Origin of the sequence: Pseudomonas sp. LH1G9 (assembly GCF_002949975.1) — a bacterium.
GTDB lineage: Bacteria > Pseudomonadota > Gammaproteobacteria > Pseudomonadales > Pseudomonadaceae > Aquipseudomonas > Aquipseudomonas veronii.
In genome coordinates, this window is record NZ_CP026880.1 from 13125 (window position 1) to 32766 (window position 19642).

The 19642-nt window shown below is 61.1% G+C and carries 18 protein-coding genes and 1 tRNA gene; 12 read left to right on the forward strand and 7 right to left on the reverse strand.

Going from position 1 to position 19642, the window contains the following annotated elements; translation table 11 throughout:
* Positions 1-11: 11 nt before the first annotated feature.
* Positions 12-824, reverse strand: coding sequence for an inner membrane protein YpjD (locus tag C5F70_RS00075; protein WP_026139922.1), 813 nt, complete (start codon positions 822-824; stop codon positions 12-14).
* 219 nt (positions 825-1043) lie between these two features.
* Here C5F70_RS00075 and ffh point away from each other — a divergent pair, with 219 nt between their 5' ends.
* The 9 genes from ffh (at position 1044) to thrC (ending at position 9535) form a co-directional block, all read left to right on the forward strand.
* Positions 1044-2420, forward strand: a complete 1377-nt coding sequence (gene ffh / locus C5F70_RS00080) for a signal recognition particle protein (RefSeq protein ID WP_017846136.1) — start codon at positions 1044-1046, stop codon at positions 2418-2420.
* Positions 2421-2671: 251 nt separating this feature from the next.
* Positions 2672-2923, forward strand: coding sequence for a 30S ribosomal protein S16 (rpsP, locus tag C5F70_RS00085; protein ID WP_003175899.1), 252 nt, complete (start codon positions 2672-2674; stop codon positions 2921-2923).
* A 5-nt stretch (positions 2924-2928) separates the two neighbouring features.
* Positions 2929-3465: a ribosome maturation factor RimM gene (gene rimM / locus C5F70_RS00090; RefSeq protein WP_008014731.1), complete on the forward strand. Its 537-nt coding sequence runs from the start codon at positions 2929-2931 to the stop codon at positions 3463-3465.
* On the forward strand, positions 3447-4220 hold the full coding sequence (trmD, locus tag C5F70_RS00095; protein WP_169864091.1) for a tRNA (guanosine(37)-N1)-methyltransferase TrmD: 774 nt from the start codon (positions 3447-3449) through the stop codon (positions 4218-4220). The genes rimM and trmD overlap by 19 nt, the downstream gene beginning before the upstream one ends.
* A gap of 45 nt (positions 4221-4265) precedes the next feature.
* Positions 4266-4616 (forward strand): 50S ribosomal protein L19, encoded by a 351-nt coding sequence (rplS, locus tag C5F70_RS00100; protein WP_003175895.1) that lies wholly within the window; start codon positions 4266-4268, stop codon positions 4614-4616.
* 223 nt (positions 4617-4839) lie between these two features.
* On the forward strand, positions 4840-5736 hold the full coding sequence (gene xerD / locus C5F70_RS00105; protein WP_017846134.1) for a site-specific tyrosine recombinase XerD: 897 nt from the start codon (positions 4840-4842) through the stop codon (positions 5734-5736).
* 156 nt (positions 5737-5892) lie between these two features.
* A complete protein-coding gene (locus C5F70_RS00110; protein WP_003175893.1) occupies positions 5893-6624 on the forward strand; it encodes a thioredoxin fold domain-containing protein in 732 nt (243 codons plus the stop codon).
* Positions 6625-6753: 129 nt separating this feature from the next.
* Positions 6754-8058: a homoserine dehydrogenase gene (locus C5F70_RS00115; RefSeq protein ID WP_017846133.1), complete on the forward strand. Its 1305-nt coding sequence runs from the start codon at positions 6754-6756 to the stop codon at positions 8056-8058.
* Between the two features lie 67 nt (positions 8059-8125).
* Positions 8126-9535 carry a threonine synthase gene (thrC, locus tag C5F70_RS00120; protein ID WP_046382201.1) on the forward strand — a complete coding sequence of 470 codons (1410 nt, stop codon included), beginning with the start codon at positions 8126-8128 and terminating at the stop codon, positions 9533-9535.
* A gap of 97 nt (positions 9536-9632) precedes the next feature.
* On the opposite strand, the gene C5F70_RS00125 is transcribed toward thrC, so the two are convergent.
* On the reverse strand, positions 9633-9854 hold the full coding sequence (locus C5F70_RS00125; RefSeq protein ID WP_017846131.1) for a hypothetical protein: 222 nt from the start codon (positions 9852-9854) through the stop codon (positions 9633-9635).
* Between the two features lie 313 nt (positions 9855-10167).
* On the opposite strand from C5F70_RS00125, the gene C5F70_RS00130 reads away from it, so the two are divergent.
* Entirely contained in the window at positions 10168-10452 is a 285-nt protein-coding gene (locus tag C5F70_RS00130; RefSeq protein WP_017846130.1) for a DUF3509 domain-containing protein, read from the forward strand.
* A 170-nt stretch (positions 10453-10622) separates the two neighbouring features.
* On the opposite strand, the gene C5F70_RS00135 is transcribed toward C5F70_RS00130, so the two are convergent.
* Together C5F70_RS00135 and C5F70_RS00140 are read right to left on the reverse strand one after the other, a co-directional pair.
* Complete coding sequence (locus tag C5F70_RS00135) at positions 10623-11492, reverse strand: TIGR02285 family protein (RefSeq protein ID WP_104902546.1); 870 nt, start codon at positions 11490-11492, stop codon at positions 10623-10625.
* Positions 11493-11508: 16 nt separating this feature from the next.
* The gene (locus C5F70_RS00140) at positions 11509-12708 is read right to left on the reverse strand and encodes a CaiB/BaiF CoA-transferase family protein (protein ID WP_017846128.1); all 1200 of its coding nucleotides are present in this window, start codon (positions 12706-12708) and stop codon (positions 11509-11511) included.
* Positions 12709-12856: 148 nt separating this feature from the next.
* Between C5F70_RS00140 and C5F70_RS00145 the strand changes: the two genes are divergently transcribed.
* Together C5F70_RS00145 and recJ are read left to right on the forward strand one after the other, a co-directional pair.
* The gene (locus tag C5F70_RS00145; protein WP_017846127.1) at positions 12857-13399 is read left to right on the forward strand and encodes a YaeQ family protein; all 543 of its coding nucleotides are present in this window, start codon (positions 12857-12859) and stop codon (positions 13397-13399) included.
* 57 nt (positions 13400-13456) lie between these two features.
* Entirely contained in the window at positions 13457-15166 is a 1710-nt protein-coding gene (gene recJ, locus C5F70_RS00150; RefSeq protein WP_046487044.1) for a single-stranded-DNA-specific exonuclease RecJ, read from the forward strand.
* Between the two features lie 107 nt (positions 15167-15273).
* On the opposite strand, the gene C5F70_RS00155 is transcribed toward recJ, so the two are convergent.
* The 3 genes from C5F70_RS00155 to C5F70_RS00165 form a co-directional block, all read right to left on the reverse strand.
* A complete protein-coding gene (locus tag C5F70_RS00155) occupies positions 15274-16554 on the reverse strand; it encodes a virulence factor family protein (RefSeq protein WP_102617314.1) in 1281 nt (426 codons plus the stop codon).
* Entirely contained in the window at positions 16554-19196 is a 2643-nt protein-coding gene (gene mprF, locus C5F70_RS00160; RefSeq protein ID WP_017846124.1) for a bifunctional lysylphosphatidylglycerol flippase/synthetase MprF, read from the reverse strand. Before mprF ends, C5F70_RS00155 begins: the two co-directional genes overlap by 1 nt.
* A gap of 267 nt (positions 19197-19463) precedes the next feature.
* Positions 19464-19540 (reverse strand) — tRNA-Met (locus C5F70_RS00165).
* Positions 19541-19642: the final 102 nt, after the last annotated feature.

Consider the following 19642-nt stretch of genomic DNA (forward strand, 5'->3'; position numbering starts at 1 on the left):
ATCGCTGCCCGTCAGATATGCAGGATGTATTCGCGAACCAGCTTGCTGCCGAAATAGGCCAGCATCAGCAGGCAGAAACCGGCCAGGGTCCAGCGGATCGCCTTGTGCCCGCGCCAGCCAAGGCGGTTGCGGCCCCACAACAGCACACTGAACACCACCCACGCCAGGCACGCCAGCAGGGTTTTATGCACCAGGTGCTGGGCGAACAGGTTCTCGACGAACAGCCAGCCAGAGATCAGCGACAGCGACAGCAGCGTCCAGCCGGCCCACAGGAAGCTGAACAGCAGGCTTTCCATGGTTTGCAGCGGCGGGAAGTTCTTGATCAGGCCCGACGGATGCTTGTGCTTGAGCTGATGGTCCTGCACGAGCAGGAGCAACGCCTGGAACACCGCGATGGTGAACATGCCGTAGGCCAGGATCGACAGCAGGATATGCGCAAGGATGCCCGGCTCTTCGTCGATCACCTGCACCGTGCCGGTGGGGGCGAATTGCGCCAGCAGCACCGTCAGCATGCCCAGGGGGAATAGCAGCACCAGCAGGTTTTCCACCGGGATGCGTGCGCAGGCGATCAGCGTGAGGGCGATCACCGCGGCGGCGATCAGGCTGGCGGCGCTGAAAAAATCCAGGCCCAGGCCGACCGGCGTCATCAAGTGGGTGAACAGGCTCGCGGCATGGGCCAGCAGGGCGAGGACGCCAAGGCCTGCCAGCAGGCGAGTGTCGGCCTTGGCGCCTTGCGCCAGGCGAGTGCCCTGGTAGAGGGTCGCAGCGGCATATAAAAAGGCGGCGGCGAGACTGGGTAGCAAACTGGGTGACAAAGGGAGCATAAATCCTGTTAGGCAAGCCCGAAAGGCGCTGAGTTTGGCATACACCTGCGTTCCACGAAAGACTTCAGGGCCAGACAGCGGGTGTGCATGGGCGCAGTCTTCGCTATAATCCGCGACCTGCCCACGCCGCAGGCTCGCCGAGCGCTGTTTTTAATAGCGATTTATCACAGCCTGGGCCGCCATTACCTCGGTCTACCATAGGGCCTGAAAGGATCGCGCATGTTTGAAAACTTGACTGACCGTCTCTCGCAGACGCTGCGCCATGTAACCGGCAAGGCCAAGCTGACCGAGGACAATATCAAAGACACCCTGCGTGAAGTACGCATGGCGTTGCTGGAAGCCGACGTGGCCTTGCCTGTGGTCAAGGACTTCGTCAACTCGGTCAAGGAGCGCGCGGTCGGCACCGAAGTGTCCCGCAGCCTGACGCCGGGCCAGGCTTTTGTGAAGATCGTCCAGGCCGAGCTCGAAAGCCTGATGGGCGCGGCCAACGAAGACCTGAACCTCAGCGCCGTGCCGCCGGCCGTCGTGCTGATGGCCGGTCTGCAAGGTGCGGGTAAGACCACCACCGCCGGCAAGCTGGCGCGCTTCCTTAAAGAGCGCAAGAAAAAAACCGTGATGGTGGTGTCGGCCGACGTATACCGTCCGGCGGCCATCAAGCAGCTGGAAATGCTCGCGGGCGAAGTGGGCGTGACCTTCTTCCCGTCCGACCTGAGCCAGAAGCCGGTCGACATCGCCAATGCGGCGATCAAAGAAGCCAGGCTGAAGTTCATCGACGTGGTCATCGTCGATACCGCCGGTCGCCTGCACATCGACGAAGAGATGATGGGCGAGATCAAGGCGCTGCATGCCGCGATCAACCCGGTCGAGACGCTGTTCGTGGTCGACGCCATGACCGGCCAGGATGCGGCCAACACCGCCAAGGCCTTTGGTGACGCACTGCCGCTGACCGGCGTGATCCTGACCAAGGTCGACGGCGACGCCCGTGGCGGTGCCGCGCTGTCGGTGCGCGCCATCACCGGCAAGCCGATCAAATTCATCGGTATGGGCGAGAAGAGCGACGCGCTCGAGCCGTTCCACCCTGAACGTATCGCTTCGCGTATCCTCGGCATGGGCGACGTGCTCAGCCTGATCGAGCAGGCCGAAGCGACGCTCGACAAGGACAAGGCCGATAAACTGGCCAAGAAACTGAAGAAGGGCAAGGGCTTCGACCTCGAAGACTTCCGCGATCAGTTGCAACAAATGAAGAACATGGGCGGCCTCGGCGGCCTGATGGACAAGCTGCCGAACATCGGCGGTGTGAACCTGGCGCAAATGGGCAATGCCCAGGGCGCGGCAGAGAAGCAGTTCAAGCAGATGGAAGCCATCATCAACTCCATGACCCCGGCCGAGCGCCGCGACCCTGAGCTGATCAGCGGTTCGCGCAAGCGTCGGATCGCCATGGGTTCCGGCACCCAGGTGCAGGACATCGGTCGCTTGATCAAGCAGCACAAGCAGATGCAGAAGATGATGAAGAAATTCTCCGCCAAGGGCGGAATGGCCAAGATGATGCGCGGCATGGGCGGTATGTTGCCCGGCGGCGGCATGCCGAAAATGTAAAGTATTCGAGCGGGAGCGTGCTCCTGCTCCGCCCCACAGGGATGTGGGATCTCCAGCAAACCCGCCGTCTGGCGGGAGCTGACTTGCCGTTTTAACCGACGGCTCTATAGCAGATCTGAATGGCACGCTGATAGGCGCCAGAAAAAGACATTTGCAAAAGTCCGGATATTCCTTAGAATATGCGGCCTTTCGGGCACCTATGCCCGCTGTGCATTTAGATTTGCAGCACCGACTACAGGAACGATGTTCACATGCTAACAATCCGTCTTGCCCTTGGCGGCTCCAAAAAGCGCCCGTTTTACCACTTGACCGTAACCGACAGCCGCAACCCGCGTGACGGTTCGCACAAGGAACAGGTTGGTTTCTTCAACCCTGTTGCTCGTGGTCAAGAAGTTCGTCTGTCCGTGAACCAAGAGCGCGTAGCCTACTGGCTGAGCGTTGGTGCACAGCCTTCCGAGCGTGTTGCCAAGTTGTTGAAGGACTCGGCTAAGGCCGCAGCCTGAGCAATATGAACGCGACGCCAGCTGTTGCTGATGATTTGATCGTTATCGGCAAGATTTACTCTGTTCATGGCGTTCGCGGCGAAGTGAAGGTGTATTCCTTTACTGATCCGACTGAAAACCTGTTGCAGTACAAAACCTGGACGCTCAAGCGCGAGGGGAATGTGAAACAGGTCGAGCTGGTCAGTGGACGCGGGAACGATAAGTTCCTGGTCGCAAAGCTCAAGGGTCTTGATGATCGTGAAGAAGCTCGTCTTCTGGCCGGTTATGAGATCTGCGTGCCGCGCAACCTGTTCCCTGAATTGACCGACGGCGAGTACTACTGGTACCAGCTGGAAGGTCTGAAGGTTATTGATCAACTCGGGCAATTGCTCGGGAAAATCGATCATCTTCTGGAAACCGGCGCCAATGATGTAATGGTGGTCAAGCCTTGCGCTGGCAGCCTGGATGATCGCGAACGCCTGTTGCCCTATACCGAGCAATGCGTGTTGGCCGTCGACCTGGCCGCGGGCGAGATGAAGGTGGAATGGGACGCGGACTTCTAAGCGTGGCTAATTTGCGCATTGAAGTGATCAGTTTGTTTCCCGAGATGTTCTCCGCCATCAGCGAGTACGGCATCACCAGTCGGGCGGTGAAACAGGGGCTCTTGCAGCTCACCTGTTGGAACCCGCGAGACTACACGACGGATCGACATCACACTGTGGACGATCGCCCATTTGGCGGTGGCCCGGGCATGGTGATGAAGATCAAGCCCCTGGAAGACGCGTTGGCTCAGGCCAAGGCTGCCGCCGGGGAGAAGGCGAAGGTAATTTACCTGTCCCCTCAAGGCCGTCAGCTGAAACAGGCGGCGGTACGCGAACTGGCGAATGAGGAAGCACTGATCCTGATTGCCGGTCGCTATGAAGGCATTGACGAGCGTTTCATTGAAGCTCATGTCGATGAAGAGTGGTCGATTGGGGACTATGTCCTGTCTGGCGGTGAGCTGCCGGCGATGGTCCTGATAGATGCGGTTACACGACTGCTGCCTGGAGCTTTAGGGCATGCGGACTCCGCGGAGGAAGATTCCTTCACGGATGGTTTGCTGGATTGCCCGCACTACACCCGACCGGAGGTGTATGCGGATCAGCGTGTTCCCGACGTATTGCTAAGTGGCAATCACGCACACATCCGGCGTTGGCGTTTACAGCAGTCCCTTGGTCGGACCTATGAACGACGCGCCGATCTTCTGGAAAGCCGCTCGCTTTCTGGAGAAGAGAAGAAGCTGCTCGAGGAATACATCCTCGCGCGGGACGATAGTTAACAACGTATCGATGGTAGGTCCATTGACTTACCTTAGGAGCACAGCATGACTAACAAAATCATCCTTGCACTCGAAGCAGAGCAGATGACCAAAGAGATCCCTACCTTTGCCCCGGGCGACACCATTGTCGTTCAGGTGAAAGTGAAGGAAGGCGACCGTTCGCGTCTGCAAGCGTTCGAAGGCGTGGTAATCGCCAAGCGTAACCGTGGTGTGAACAGTGCTTTCACTGTTCGTAAAATCTCCAACGGTGTTGGCGTAGAGCGTACTTTCCAGACCTACAGCCCGCAAATCGACAGCATGGCTGTTAAGCGTCGCGGTGACGTGCGTAAAGCCAAGCTGTACTACCTGCGTGACCTGTCCGGTAAAGCAGCTCGCATCAAGGAAAAACTGGCTTAAGTCCAGCTTCCCGATGCAGAAAAAAAGCAGCCTGCGGGCTGCTTTTTTTGTGCCTGGGATTTATTGACGGGTCCGGGTCGGCGGCGCGGCTATCGCAGGCGGGCCAGCTTGCACACTTGATCATTAGTGGTCATAAAATCGATGCACGACACAAATCCAATGTGGGAGCCGACTTGCTTGCGATAGGATCTACCAGACACCACCGTCATCTGCCTGAGCCCCCATGCCCGCCATCGACCATCCTCTGATTGACCGCTTCCTCGACGCCCTTTGGCTGGAAAAAGGCCTGTCGGACAACACCCGCCAGGCCTACCGCAGCGACCTGGCGCTGTTCAACGGCTGGCTGCAGGAAAAAAACCTCGAGCTGATCAATGCTGGCCGTGAGTTGATCCTCGATCACCTGGCCTGGCGCCTGGAGCAGAACTACAAGCCGCGCTCCACGGCACGCTTCCTTTCCGGTGTGCGTGGCTTTTATCGCTACCTGCTGCGGGAAAAGCTCATTGCCCTCGACCCGACGTTACAGGTCGACATGCCGCAATTGGGTCGGCCATTGCCCAAGTCCTTGTCGGAAGCCGATGTTGACGCCTTGCTCGCCGCCCCGGACTTGAGCGAAGCCATCGGCCAGCGCGACCGTGCCATGCTCGAAGTGCTGTACGCCTGCGGCCTGCGGGTGACCGAGCTGATCAGCCTGACCCTCGAGCAAGTCAACCTGCGCCAGGGCGTGCTGCGGGTGATGGGCAAGGGCAGCAAGGAGCGGCTGGTGCCGATGGGCGAAGAAGCGATTGTGTGGGTCGAGCGCTACATGCGCGATGCGCGCGGCGAACTGCTCGGTGGGCGCCCCAGCGATGTGCTGTTCCCCAGCCAGCGCGGTGAGCAGATGACCCGCCAGACTTTCTGGCATCGCATCAAGCACCAGGCCAAGGTGGCGGGGATCGGTAAGAGCCTGTCGCCGCATACCCTGCGCCATGCATTTGCCACGCATTTGCTCAACCACGGCGCGGATTTGCGCGTGGTGCAAATGCTCCTTGGCCACAGCGACTTATCCACAACCCAGATCTACACCCATGTGGCACGGGCGCGCTTGCAGGATATGCACGCCAAGCACCATCCGCGAGGCTGAAAACCGCCAAATTATCCCGCCACGGGCTGCCCTGCGGCCCAACTGTGGTAGGCTTTGCCGGTTAGCAAAGGGGACGGCGTGACTTGTGATTACAGTGCCGTGTTTCCAGATCGGTGTTCGACACACCCGTCCCTGCATCTGCCTTCAGGAGTTCCCATGCGCTTGACCCAGATTATTGCCGCCGCAGCCATTGCGTTGGTTTCCACCTTTGCCGTCGCCGATGACGCTGCCGAGCAGACTATTCGCAAGAGCCTGGCCAACCTGCAACTCGACACACCGATCGAAAGCATCAGTGCCAGCCCGATGGCCGGCCTGTACGAAGTCAAGCTCAAGGGCAGCCGCGTGTTGTATGCCAGTGCCGACGGCCAGTACATTGTCCAGGGCTACCTGTTCCAGTTGAAGGACGGTAAGCCGGTCAATCTGACCGAGAAAGCCGAGCGCCTGGGCGTGTCCAAGCTGATCAACGGCATTCCGGTTGCAGAAACCGTGGTCTACCCGGCCATCGGCGAGACCAAGACGCACATCACCGTGTTCACCGACACCACCTGCCCGTACTGCCACAAGCTGCACGCCGAAGTGCCGGCGCTGAACAAGCTCGGTGTGGAAGTGCGCTATGTCGCGTTCCCGCGCCAGGGCCTCGGTTCGCCGGGCGACGAGCAGTTGCAGGCGGTCTGGTGCTCGGCCGACAAGAAAGCGGCGATGGACAAGATGGTCGACGGCAAGGAAATCAAAGCGGCCAAGTGCGCCAATCCGGTTTCCAAGCAGTTCGCCCTGGGCCAGTCCATTGGTGTGAACGGTACACCGGCCATCGTTTTGGCTGACGGCCAGGTGATTCCGGGCTATCAGCCGGCACCGCAAGTTGCCAAACTGGCGCTGAGTGCCAAATAAACCAGCATCGTCGAACCTTTGACGATCATGGCCCTTCGATAAGTCGATGGGCCATTAATTGAAAGCCGCGGTTGTGCGGCTGTTTTCCACGGCCGACCTTGCGTCGGCCGTTTCATGGGGAGTTCTTCAGTGAAACCGGTCAAAGTAGGCATCTGTGGGTTAGGGACCGTCGGTGGCGGCACCTTCAACGTACTTCAGCGTAATGCTGAAGAAATTTCCCGCCGTGCAGGGCGCGGGATTGAAGTGGCGCAAATTGCCACGCGTTCGCCAAAGCCTCAGTTCGAAACGACCGGTATTGCGATTACCAACGATGTCTTCGCCGTGGCGACCAACCCAGAAATCGATATCGTCATCGAGCTGGTGGGCGGCTATACCATTGCCCGCGAGCTGGTGCTCAAGGCGATCGAAAACGGCAAGCACGTGGTCACCGCCAACAAGGCGCTGATCGCCGTCCACGGCAACGAGATCTTCGCCAAGGCGCGTGAGAAGGGCGTGATCGTCGCGTTCGAAGCCGCGGTGGCCGGTGGTATCCCGGTGATCAAGGCGATCCGTGAAGGCCTGTCCGCCAACCGCATCAACTGGGTGGCCGGCATCATCAATGGCACCGGTAACTTCATCCTCACCGAAATGCGCGAGAAGGGCCGCACCTTCGAAGACGTGCTGGCCGAAGCCCAGGCCCTGGGTTACGCCGAAGCCGACCCGACCTTCGACGTTGAAGGCATCGACGCGGCGCACAAACTGACCATCCTTGCGTCCATTGCCTTTGGCATCCCGCTGCAGTTCGACAAGGCCTACACCGAAGGCATCACCCAGCTGACCACCGCCGACGTGAATTACGCCGAAGCCCTGGGCTATCGCATCAAGCACCTGGGCGTGGCGCGCTGCACCGCGGCCGGTATCGAGTTGCGCGTACACCCAACGCTGATCCCGGCCGACCGCCTGATCGCCAACGTCAATGGCGTGATGAACGCCGTGATGGTCAACGGTGACGCCGCCGGTTCGACCCTGTTCTACGGTGCCGGCGCCGGTATGGAGCCGACCGCTTCGTCGGTGATCGCCGACCTGGTGGACGTGGTTCGCGCCATGACCAGCGACCCGGAAAACCGCGTGCCGCACCTGGCCTTCCAGCCGGATTCGCTGTCGGCCCACCCGATCCTGCCGATCGAGGCGTGCGAAAGCGCCTACTACCTGCGCATCCAGGCCAAGGATCATCCGGGCGTACTGGCCCAGGTTGCCAGCATCCTGTCGGAACGTGGCATCAACATCGAGTCGATCATGCAGAAGGAAGTCGAGGAGCAGAACGGCCAGGTGCCGATGATCCTGCTGACTCACCGCGTGCTCGAGCAGCACATCAACGATGCCATCAAAGCCCTGGAAGCCTTGCAAGGCGTAGTGGGCCCGGTGGTACGGATTCGCGTCGAACACCTGAACTAACCGATTTGTTCCAGGGGCCCCGTGTGATCGGCGGCCCCTGTTCGAGAATGTTTTAGAGGAGCCAGTCATGCGTTACATCAGCACCCGCGGCCAGGCACCGGCCCTGAATTTCGAAGACGTCCTGTTGGCAGGCCTTGCCACCGACGGCGGCCTGTACGTGCCGGAAAACCTGCCACGCTTCACCCAGGAAGAAATCGCTTCCTGGGCCGGCCTGCCGTATCACGAACTGGCGTTCCGGGTGATGCGCCCGTTCGTCACCGGCAGCATTCCGGATGCGGATTTCAAAAAGATCCTGGAAGAGACCTACGGCGTGTTTTCCCACAACGCCATCGCGCCTCTGCGCCAGCTGAATGGCAATGAGTGGGTTTTGGAGCTGTTCCATGGCCCGACCCTGGCGTTCAAGGACTTCGCTCTGCAACTGCTGGGGCGCCTGCTCGATTACGTGCTGGAGAAGCGCGGCGAGCGCGTGGTGATCATCGGCGCCACTTCCGGTGATACCGGCTCGGCGGCCATCGAAGGCTGCAAGCACTGCGAAAACGTCGACATCTTCATCCTGCACCCGCACAAGCGCGTGTCGGAAGTACAGCGTCGGCAGATGACCACCATCTTCGGTGAGAACATCCACAACATCGCCATCGAAGGCAACTTCGACGACTGCCAGGAAATGGTCAAGAACAGCTTCGCTGACCAGAGCTTCCTCAAGGGCACGCGCCTGGTTGCGGTGAACTCGATCAACTGGGCGCGGATCATGGCCCAGATCGTCTACTACTTCCACGCCGCGCTGCAGCTGGGCGGGCCGGCGCGTTCGGTGTCGTTCTCGGTGCCGACCGGCAACTTCGGCGACATCTTCGCCGGCTACCTGGCGCGCAACATGGGCCTGCCGATCAACCAGTTGATCGTCGCCACCAACCGCAACGACATCCTGCACCGCTTCATGAGCGGCAACCAGTACGTCAAGGAAACCCTGCACGCCACCTTGTCGCCGTCGATGGACATCATGGTGTCGTCGAACTTCGAACGCCTGCTGTTCGACATGCACGGCCGCAACGGTGCGGCGATTGCCGGCTTGATGGACACCTTCAAAAGCGGTGGCGGTTTCAGTGTCGATGAAGAGCGCTGGACCGAAACCCGCAAGCTGTTCGACTCCCTGGCCGTGGACGATGCACAGACCTGCGAAACCATCGCAGAAGTCTATGCCCAGACCGGCGAACTGCTCGACCCGCACACCGCTATCGGCGTGAGGGCTGCGCGCGAATGCCGTCGCAGCCTGGATATCCCGATGGTGATCCTCGGCACCGCGCACCCGGTCAAATTCCCGGAAGCGGTGGAGAAGGCCGGCGTTGGCAAAGCGCTGGAGTTGCCGGAGCATCTGTCCGACCTGTTCGAGCGTGAAGAGCGTTGCACCGTGCTGCCGAATGACCTGAAGGCGATGCAGGCGTTTGTCAGCCAGCATGGCAATCGCGGTAAGCCGCTGTAAGGCAAACGGCCGGCGCCCTGGCGCAGACAAAAACGCCGCTTTCCCTTCCGTGGGTCAGCGGCGTTTTTCGTTTCAGGCAGGCCCGGGTTGCTGAGCGTTATGAGAGTAGTTTCTGCGCCACGACAATCACGGTGCCGACAGCGGCGTAGAAACCCGTGGCGATACCCACGGGGTACCAGAAAGTCTCACAGGTTATCTTCAAGGACTCCGCGTTGAGCTTGCCTCGCTCGGCATGCATGCGTGAAATCTCGGCATAGATGCGAGATACGTCAGCATGCATCTTCTCCATCGACGCTTGTTGTTCGTTGTGTTCCACCATCATGTTCATCCTTAGCAATAAGGGCCTTTGACATGCACTTCTAGCTGCGTGACAGCGTGATCAGCGCTTACCGAATATAGGGTTCACCCTCCGCCGCGCTGCAGGGCGAACCCTGAAACGGCCGCCCATTGCGTAAGCAGTTATGTGCGGCCGTTTTTTCGTTGTCATGTTGCAAGCGCATGCTGGATCAAGTCACTCCCTGACGGCTCCATAAACACGAAAAAGCGAACTTTCCTACGTTACAAACAGTCACTTAGGAGAGAGGCAACCCCCATTGAAACGATTGTTCCCGAACTATTGAGTGGTGATCGAAATGGAAAGTATCAGCCTATTGCTCGAAGAAGCGCTGAGCCCTTATCAGGTTACGCTGACCACCGCTGGTGTGCAGGGCGAGTGCCTGGTAACCGTAAAGAATCCTGCTGGTGCCATCGTGGTCGAGCGTGAAGTCGACCGAGCGCAACTGACCGACAAGCGCGTCCTGGTGGATGTCGTGGATTGCTTGCTGCGCGATCTGAAAATCGCCGAAGGGCGCCTGGAGCCCTCGGTCATCGCTGCCTTGCGCAATGCGGCCCAGACCCGCAGCAGCGCCCTCGCATGAAGAATTGTTTATCCGCGGAAACTTCCTACGGCGTGGCCGGTCAGATTTAGTAACAGCAAGAGCAGACATTGTGCTCCGGTGTTTGTGACTTGCTGTACTGGTCTTTGTAGGCCACGTTTAACCCCGAAGTGTCTCCCCACTCTTCGGGGTTTCTTTTTGCCCGCGATTTATCACGGGGTGGGCACTTCTTCATAGAATCGCGAATGGTCCAGCAGGTATTGCTCGCGCAGGGCCGGGTCGAGCCATGACGCGTAGGAACGCAGCAACTGCGCCTGCGGCAGGTCGCCCAGCAACTGGTTGATACGCGCCATGACCTCGCGCCCCTCGGGCGTATCCGAACAGCCGATATGGATGTGCTGATAGGGCGCGGTGCCGGCAATCGGATAGAACGCCAGCCCTTCGGGATCGATACCTTGCCGCAATGCGTGATAGCGAATTTCGGTCCAGTAACCCAGTACGCCTTCCAGGCGTCCCAGGCGCTGCATTTGCAGCAGGCTGCCCAAGGCGTCGGTGCCGTAGTGCATCACCCGATTGTGCGTGTCGCCTTGCTGCAACATACCGTCGATGAATGGCCCGTAGCTGCGCTCGGCGATGATGCCCAGGCGTGTGCTCTTGTCCCGTAGCATCGCGTCCAGGTCGACCTTGCCTTGCACGATAAAGGGCGCCAGGACTTCACGGTTTTGCTGGCGGACGACCACGCCATTGCTCACCACGGGAAACGCCTGGTCGGAATACACAATCCATTGGGTCCGCTCCGGCGTCCACAGCAGGGTAGGGTCGCAGGTGAGGGAGGGCGCCTGGAGCATCTGCATGCCCCGCGCACGGTTGACGTGCTGGATCTGGTGCTGATACTCCGGCAGGTGCTCCATCAGCATCGGCAACAATTCGTCGATGGCGCCCTGGCCTTTTTGCGGGCCTTCGAAGATCGTCAGCGGCGGCAGGTCGCGAACCAGCCAGATCAAGGTCTGCGCCGCCTGGGTCGGTAGCGGCAATAGCGCCAGCAAGGGCGCGCACAGGTGCAATAGCCAGCGGCGAGTCATTATCTTGAACGCGCCATCAGATCGCCCCTTGCTCACGTAAGCGGATGATGGCCGCCGCGTCATAGCCCAGCTCACCGAGTACCACGCTGTTGTGTTCGCCCAGTTGCGGCCCCACCCACTCGCAACTGCCAGGGGTGTCGGAGAGCTTGGGCACGATGCCTGGCATCTTGAAGTCCTTGCCGTCGGGCAGTTGCGCCTTGAGGAACATTTCCCGCGCCAGGAATTGCGGGTCCCCGAGCATGTCTTCGGCGCTATAGATGCGGCTGGCCGGCACCTCGGCCTTGTTGAGCTGCTCGACCACCTGTTCCAGCGGCAGCGAATTGACCCAGCGATCAATCACGCCATACAGCTCGTCGCGGCGCTCGTCACGCCCGTCATTGCTGGCCAATTGCGGGTCGTTGGCCAGATCCTCACGGCCGATGGCGGACATGAAGCGCTTGAAGATCGCATCGCCGTTGGCGCCGATCTGCACATGCTTGCCGTCCGCGCTGGTGTGGATCGAGGACGGTGTGATGCCGGGCATGATGTTGCCGGTGCGTTCGCGGATGAACCCGAACACATCGAACTCCGGGATCATGCTTTCCATCATGGCGAAGATGGCCTCATACAGTGCCACATCCACCACCTGACCTAGCCCACCGTTGACCTCGCGGTGACGCAACGCCATCAGCGCGCCGATCACCGCCCACAGGGCGGCAATGGAGTCGCCGATGGAAATCCCGGTGCGTACCGGCGGGCGGTCTTCAAAGCCGGTGATGTAACGCAGCCCGCCCATCGATTCGCCGACCGCGCCAAACCCCGGCTGGTCTTTCATCGGGCCGGTCTGGCCAAAGCCCGAGAGGCGCACCATCACCAGCTTGGGGTTCAGCGCGTGCAGGGTGTCCCAGCTCAGGCCGAGCTTTTCCAGGACGCCGGGGCGGAAGTTTTCGATCAGGATGTCGGCGTCCGTCAGCAACTGCTTGAGGATGGCCAGGCCGTCGGGGTGCTTGAGGTTCAGCGTCAGTGATTTTTTGTTGCGTGCCTGTACGAACCACCACAGCGAGGTGCCTTCGTACAGCTTGCGCCATTTGCGCAGCGGGTCGCCGCCGTCCGGGGATTCAACCTTGATCACTTCGGCGCCGAATTCGGCGCAGATGCGTGAAGCGAACGGGCCGGCGATCAGGGTGCCGAGTTCGATGACTTTCAGGCCGGCAAGCGGTTTGGCGTTAAACGACATGAGGAACCTTTCATACGCAGCACAGTGGTGTAATGCCTTTTAACATAGGCGAGTCGCGCAGGGATAAGGATGATGCAGCGCAGGATTCGTTGAATAGCCCTACCATCGGTTAGACTGCCCGCCTTTCCCTGTCTCTAGAAGCCCGTTCATGGCCCAGCCGTCCACGACCTACAAGTTCGAACTCAACCTCACCGACCTCGACCGCTCGGTGTACGAGAGCGTCAAACAGACCATTGCCCGCCACCCTTCGGAAACCGAAGAGCGCATGACCGTGCGTCTGCTGGCCTACGCCCTTTGGTACAGCGAGCAGCTGTCGTTTGGCCGTGGACTGTCAGATGTAGACGAGCCAGCCCTGTGGGAAAAAAGTCTGGATGATCGGGTTTTGCACTGGATCGAAGTCGGCCAGCCCGATGCCGACCGCCTGACCTGGTGCTCGCGTCGCGCCGAGCGTACCAGTCTGCTGGCTTACGGCAGCCTGCGCGTATGGGAAGGCAAGGTGATTCCGGTGGCGAAAACCCTGAAGAACGTCCACATCGCCGCCGTGCCGCAGGAAGTCCTCGAGACCCTGGCCAAGGACATGCCCCGCGTGATCAAGTGGGACGTGATGATCAGCGAAGGCACGATCTTCGTCACCGATGATCGTGGCCAGCATGAAGTGCAACTGCAATGGCTGATCGGCGAGCGCGGTTGAGCTAGCGCTTGTAGCTTGCCGCTAATATTTCCCCTACAGAGAATTCCCCAGCGTCCCATGCGTATCGATCCCCGCCCTTTGCCTGCTGTCCTGCCGTTTCTCGGTGACTTGCCACCGCTGTTGACCCGCCTCTACGCCGCGCGCGGGGTGCGCTCGGAGGCTGAGCTGGACAAGAGCCTGGCGCGGTTGATCCCTTATCAGCAGCTCAAGGGCATCGACGCCGCGGTAGACCTGCTGGTGACGGCCTTGGAGCAACGCCAGCGCATCCTGATCGTCGGCGACTTCGACGCCGATGGCGCCACTGCCAGTACGGTGGGCACCCTGGGCCTGCGCTTGCTCGGTGCGGCCCATGTTGATTACCTGGTGCCCAACCGTTTCGAATACGGCTACGGCCTGACGCCAGAAATCGTCGCCGTGGCCCTGCAGCGCGAGCCGCAGTTGCTGATCACCGTGGATAACGGCATCTCCAGCGTCGAAGGCGTGGCGGCAGCGAAAGCGGCGGGGCTCAAGGTGCTGGTCACCGACCACCACTTGCCGGGGGATGAGTTGCCGGCGGCGGATGCCATCGTCAACCCGAACCAGCCCGGCTGTGAGTTTCCCAGCAAGGCGTTGGCCGGGGTCGGGGTGATCTTTTATGTCTTGATGGCCCTGCGTGCCCGTTTGCGCAGCCTGGGCTGGTACGAGAACACGCAGCAGCCGAACATTGGCGAGTTGCTTGACCTGGTCGCCCTGGGCAGCGTTGCCGACGTGGTGCCGCTGGACGCCAATAACCGCATCCTGGTCCACCAGGGCCTGGAGCGTATCCGTGCTGGTCGCGCGCGGCCGGGGATCAAGGCGATCCTCGAAGTGGCCAAGCGTGACCACGCTCGCCTCACGTCCACCGACCTCGGGTTTATCCTCGGGCCACGGCTCAATGCCGCCGGGCGCCTGGACGATATGAGCCTGGGCATCGAATGCCTGCTCACCACGGATTTCGCCGCTGCACGGGAAATGGCCGCGCAACTGGACGGCATGAACCAGGACCGCAAATCCATCGAACAAGGCATGCAGCGCGAGGCCCTGGCCCAGCTCAAGGACTTGCCGCTGGAGTCGATGCCGTATGGCTTGTGCCTGTTCGACCCGGAGTGGCACCAAGGTGTGATCGGGATTCTGGCGTCGCGCATGAAAGAGCGCTATTTCCGCCCGACCATCGCCTTTGCCGACGCCGGTGATGGCCTGCTCAAGGGCTCAGGCCGCTCTGTGCAGGGCTTTCACATCCGCGATGCGCTGGCGGTGGTGGCGAGCCAGCATCCCAACCTGATCAGCAAATACGGCGGTCACGCCATGGCGGCCGGCCTGACGTTGCCCGAGGCGAATTTCCCGTTGTTTGCCCAGGCCTTCGATGCCGAAGTGCGTCGGCAACTGCGCGAAGAAGACTTGACCGGCCGGCTGTTGTCCGACGGCACCCTGGCGGTGGAAGAGTTTCACTTGGAGCTGGCGCGCGCGCTGCGGCATGCCGGCCCCTGGGGGCAGCACTTCCCCGAGCCGTTGTTTCACGGGGTGTTTCAGTTGGTCGAGCAGCGTGTGGTGGGGGAGCGGCACCTGAAAGTGGTGCTCAAGAGCGAATGCGGCTCTGTGAAGCTCGATGGCATTGCGTTTGGGGTTGACCGTGAAGTCTGGCCGAACCCGACCGTGCGTTGGGTGGAGTTGGCCTACAAGCTGGATGTGAACGAGTTCCGTGGGCAGGAAACCGTGCAGTTGATGATTGCGCATATCGAGCCGCGCTAGTTCCAACCCCAATGTGGGAGGGGGCTTGCCCCCGATAGCGGTATGACTGACCTATCGCTATCGGGGGCAAGCCCCCTCCCACATTAGGTTTTGCGTACAGCGCGGAATTACTCGGCCTTGGCCTGGTGCTTGACGATGATATCCACCAAACGCTTGGCCAGCGCCGGGTAGTTCTCATCGAAGTGGTGCCCGCCCGGCAGCTCGATCGCTTCGCCGACGGCGGTCTTGTCAGTGCAGCCGCTCTCGTCGACCTCTTCGGCACCGTAGATGCACACCACCTTGGCCGCTGGCAGCTTGGCCATTTCCGGGCCGGTCGCGGCTTCTTTGCCGGCGTTGCCCAGCCAACCTTCCACTTCGATTTCAAAGCTGCCGGTGCGTGCGAACGCCAGCAGGATGATTGCGTCGACGCGCTGCTGCTCGCTTTCCGGCATGCGGTTGTAGATGGCCGGCAACACGTCGGCGCCGAACGAATAGCCGGTCAGTACGAAGCGCTTGGTGCCCCATTTCTGCCGATAGTGCTGCATCAGCTCGCTGAGGTCCTTGGCGCTTTGTTCCGGGGTCTTGTGCTGCCAGTAGTAGCGCAGGGTGTCGATGCCCACGACCGGGTAGCCGATCTTGGCCATTTCACCGGCCACGTCGCGGTCGAGGTCACGCCAGCCGCCGTCACCGGAGAGGAACAAGGTCACGGTGTCCTTGGCCTGGCCTGCCGGGACTTCCACGACCGGAATCGCCAGGCCGCCGTTGTCCGAACCGACCAGTTGCTTGCGCAGTTCGTTATTCAGCACTTGAGGGTAGTGAATGTCGTAGTCGCTGATGCTGGTGGTGGCACGCGGGGTGTCGCGCACGAAACTGGCGCTTTCATCGTCAGGGTTGTCGTTCCACGCCACCAGCCAGTTGCCGTGGGCGGCGGTTTTCGGCAGCGGGTCTTTGCAGCCTTCCTGCACCAGGGCGAAGCCGACGGAGATGGCATTGGCCTTGTCGTCGTTCTGTGTGGCCAGCCAGCGCCAGGCGAGGGCGGCGCCAGGGCCGATGCCGCTGACCAGCGTCGCAGGGCCCTTGAGCTGGCTCAGGGCGCCTTGCAGTGCCTGTTGCTGCAGTGTGCAGTCATCCTTGGGCAGGATCACCTGCACGATCTGCGCCTTGCCGCCCTGGCTGAGGGCAATCAGTTGGCTGTCGGTCAGGGTCTCGTCGGCCATCACCGCCACGGCCACGCGGGCTTTGGGGGTGCCGGCCGGGGTGACGCGGGTCATCACCGAGCCATCGGCCTGGGGCAGTTGCTCCAGGGTCGGCTGTGGGGCAGGGCGGTTCCAGTACCAATAGCCGCCACCCAGGACCACGGCGAGCAGCACCACAAAGGCTAATACATACCGCCAGGAGCGTCGAATCATCAGCGTTTCACCAATCCAGTCAAGCCGCCTGCGATCAGGGCGGCGGTATCGGCCAGTGCCACCAGCGGATCAAGTCCTGCGGGCACGGCCATGTAACGGGGTTCCCAGTCAGGCTGGAACTTGTCTTTGAAGCGGCGCAAACCTTGGAAGTTATACAGTTGCTCGCCACGGCGGAACACCATCGAGCCCAGGCGTTGGGTCAGCGGCGCGCCACGACGCGGTTGCAGGCCAGACAATGGCACCATGCCGAGGCTGAAGCGAGCATAACCGTGGCTCTTATAGTGTTGAATCAGGCCGACCATCATGAATTCCATGGTCAGCTTGGGCGCATCGGGGTGGGCGCGCATCAGGTCGAGGCTGGCCAGGTCGTGGCTGTGGGTCTCGAGCAGGTTGGCGAAGGCCACCGGGTGCCCTTCGAAGCGAATGATCGCGATGCGAAAGTGCTTGAGGTAGTCGTCGCTGAAGCGTCCCAGGGAAAACCCCTTCTCCCGCACGTTCTTGCCGGTCAGCCAGGCGTCGGAAATAACCTTGAGTTCGTCCATCGGCGCCGTGCCCGGTTCGTGGATCTCCAGGGACAAGCCATCCCGGGTGCCACGGTTCCAGGTGTAGCGCAAATCCTTCATCTCTTTGCCCTTGGCTTCCAGGTCAAAGCGTTTCAGGTCGACGCGGGCTTCTTCGCCCAGCTTGATCGCGGTCAGGCCGATGTCCATGTAGTACGGCAGGTTTTCCGCGCGTACCTGGTAGAACACCGGGCGCGCATGGTGGATGTCGCACAGGTCGCGGAACTGCCAGATCATCTCGGCGCGGGGTTGGGTCGGGCCGATCGGGTCGTACAGGGCGACCAGGCTGCGCCCGCGACGGGCGTACATCAGGAAGGCTTCGTCGTTGGGGTGGAACAGCAGCGCCTTGTCGCCGGTCAGCGCCAGGCCGCCGTCGGGTTGCGATGAGGCCATCAGGATCTTGGTGGCGCGTTCGAGTTCTTCGGCTGTCGGCAGGTGGATCACCGGGCGCGCGGTACGCAGCAGCCAGGTCAGCGACACGATCACCAGCAGCACCGCGGCCCCCAACAGCGAGCGCAGGCCGCGCGGGGCGTTGGCGTCGAGGGTGAACTGCCACCACAGTTGGTGGCTATACGGGACGTCTTGATAGGCAAACAGCAGCAGCCAGATCGAAGCCCCCAGCACGCACACGCTGGCTACCAGATACAGCGGCGAGAACGGCAATTCGGTCAGTCGGCTGGCGCGGTAGAAGGAGCGGCGGAAGATCGCCAGCAGCACGGCGGTCATGGTCATCAGGCTGGCTTCTTCCCAGTCGAAGCCCTTGAGCAGTGAGAGCAGGGCGCCGGTCAGCAGCAGCACCATGGTCAACATCCAGGCCGCCGACAAGCGTCGACGCAGGCCTTGGGCCAGCAACAGACACAACACGCCGATCAGGCTCGCGCCAAAGTGCGAGGCGTCAATCAGGCGGTGGGGAATCAGGAAGCCGATGTTTTCCAGGCGTGAGTCGATCTCCGGCGTGGCGCCGGAAAACAGCAGGACCACGCCGGACAAAAAAACCAGTAAGGCCAGCACCGGCGCGGCGAAGCCCGACGCCACGCGCAGGCTCTGCTGGGTCTGGAACAGGCGCTGGGCCTCGTTGACCAGCAGGAACACACAGGCGATCAGCAGCGGCAGCACCACATAGATCATGCGGTACAGCAGCAGGGCGGCGGCCAATGGCGCGGCACCGAGCTTGTCGGCAAAGGCCGCGAGCAGGATCGCCTCGAACACCCCGACGCCACCCGGCACATGGCTGAGTACGCCAGCGGCCAGCGCCAGCAGGTACACCAGCAGGAACGGGCCGAACGGTGGCGCTTCCGGCAGCAGCATATAAAGGACGGTGGCGGCAGCGGCGACGTCCAGCGCGGTGATGATCAGTTGCAGGAACGTCAGGCGTCGACCGGGCAGGCGCAGGGTGCGGCGGCCGACCTTGACCAGCAGGTTGTCCGTGTAGGGCTGTTCCGGCAGGCGACGGCGATAAATCCCGATGCACAGCGCGGCCGACAACAGCAACACGACGCCGGCAATCGCCCCCAGCAAGCCTTGCGACACATGCAGGGCAATGGACGCGGCGGGCAAGTTGCTCAAGGTGGCCAAGGCCGCCAGCGGCGGCAGGGCGCAGCCCAGGGAGAGGCTGGCGAACACAGTCATGCGGGCGACTTCCGAAGCCCCGATGCCATGGCGCGCATATAAACGGTAACGCACCGAACCGCCCGAGAGCATCGACAGGCCAATGGCGTTGCCGATGGCAAAGGCGGTAAAGCCGCCGAGGGCGAGGGTCTTGCGGGGCAGTTTCACCCCGGCGTAGCGTGCGCCGGAGAACTCATAGCCCAATAGAATGACGAAGCCGGCGATGGCGGCGACGAACGCGCCCAGCAACGCCGGTTTGGGTACTTCCAGGATCGAGTCGTGGAGGGCGTAGAGATCCAGTTCCAGCAGCAGGTGTCGGCAGGCGATCAGGGCGATTGCGAACAGCAACAGCGTCACGGCCAACCCGATGGGTTGCCGATACTTGCTTAACAGATCCAGCCAGCGCAAACGGGTGGGAGTGATCGGTTGTGTCGCTGTGACAGGGTCTTGTGGTTCAGACGAGTTGGCGCGCATCAATCACCTCGTGGATTGTGCGCGACAGGATGGGGGTATCCAGCCAAGTTACCAATCCCTATGGACAAAATAATTACAAATATTAACGCGGATCACCGGGTGCGGCGACTGCGGCCATTGGTCGTAGAAGGATCAAGCATAGGGTGCGATGAAATGGACTCCACGAAACGTCTAGGGTTTCATGAAAGATGCCATGTCATTGTTTCAGAAGAACTTTTTTGTCAGATACAAAAAAGGCCACTCTTTCGAGTAGCCTTTTTTGATGTTTGGTTGCGGGAGCCGGATTTGAACCGACGACCTTCGGGTTATGAGCCCGACGAGCTACCAGACTGCTCCATCCCGCGTCTGTGGCCGGCATTCTACAGCCCAGCGGCGGAGTGTCAACCGTTAATGGGCCGTTGGGTCAAATAAGTGCGAATTGGCCGTTGAATCTCAACGAAATGCGC

Excerpts from the sequence above, each read along its gene's own strand:
- trmD (WP_169864091.1), top strand. The coding sequence starts at position 3,447 with ATGGGACGCGGACTTCTAAGCGTGGCTAATTTGCGCATTGAAGTGATC.
- rpsP (WP_003175899.1), top strand. The coding sequence starts at position 2,672 with ATGCTAACAATCCGTCTTGCCCTTGGCGGCTCCAAAAAGCGCCCGTTT.
- C5F70_RS00140 (WP_017846128.1), bottom strand. The coding sequence starts at position 12,708 with ATGTCGTTTAACGCCAAACCGCTTGCCGGCCTGAAAGTCATCGAACTC.
- C5F70_RS00135 (WP_104902546.1), bottom strand. The coding sequence starts at position 11,492 with ATGACTCGCCGCTGGCTATTGCACCTGTGCGCGCCCTTGCTGGCGCTA.
- C5F70_RS00130 (WP_017846130.1), top strand. The coding sequence starts at position 10,168 with ATGGAAAGTATCAGCCTATTGCTCGAAGAAGCGCTGAGCCCTTATCAG.
- C5F70_RS00110 (WP_003175893.1), top strand. The coding sequence starts at position 5,893 with ATGCGCTTGACCCAGATTATTGCCGCCGCAGCCATTGCGTTGGTTTCC.
- ffh (WP_017846136.1), top strand. The coding sequence starts at position 1,044 with ATGTTTGAAAACTTGACTGACCGTCTCTCGCAGACGCTGCGCCATGTA.
- xerD (WP_017846134.1), top strand. The coding sequence starts at position 4,840 with ATGCCCGCCATCGACCATCCTCTGATTGACCGCTTCCTCGACGCCCTT.
- C5F70_RS00125 (WP_017846131.1), bottom strand. The coding sequence starts at position 9,854 with ATGGTGGAACACAACGAACAACAAGCGTCGATGGAGAAGATGCATGCT.
- recJ (WP_046487044.1), top strand. The coding sequence starts at position 13,457 with ATGCGTATCGATCCCCGCCCTTTGCCTGCTGTCCTGCCGTTTCTCGGT.
- C5F70_RS00145 (WP_017846127.1), top strand. The coding sequence starts at position 12,857 with ATGGCCCAGCCGTCCACGACCTACAAGTTCGAACTCAACCTCACCGAC.
- thrC (WP_046382201.1), top strand. The coding sequence starts at position 8,126 with ATGCGTTACATCAGCACCCGCGGCCAGGCACCGGCCCTGAATTTCGAA.
- C5F70_RS00155 (WP_102617314.1), bottom strand. The coding sequence starts at position 16,554 with ATGATTCGACGCTCCTGGCGGTATGTATTAGCCTTTGTGGTGCTGCTC.
- C5F70_RS00075 (WP_026139922.1), bottom strand. The coding sequence starts at position 824 with ATGCTCCCTTTGTCACCCAGTTTGCTACCCAGTCTCGCCGCCGCCTTT.
- mprF (WP_017846124.1), bottom strand. The coding sequence starts at position 19,196 with ATGCGCGCCAACTCGTCTGAACCACAAGACCCTGTCACAGCGACACAA.
- rimM (WP_008014731.1), top strand. The coding sequence starts at position 2,929 with ATGAACGCGACGCCAGCTGTTGCTGATGATTTGATCGTTATCGGCAAG.
- rplS (WP_003175895.1), top strand. The coding sequence starts at position 4,266 with ATGACTAACAAAATCATCCTTGCACTCGAAGCAGAGCAGATGACCAAA.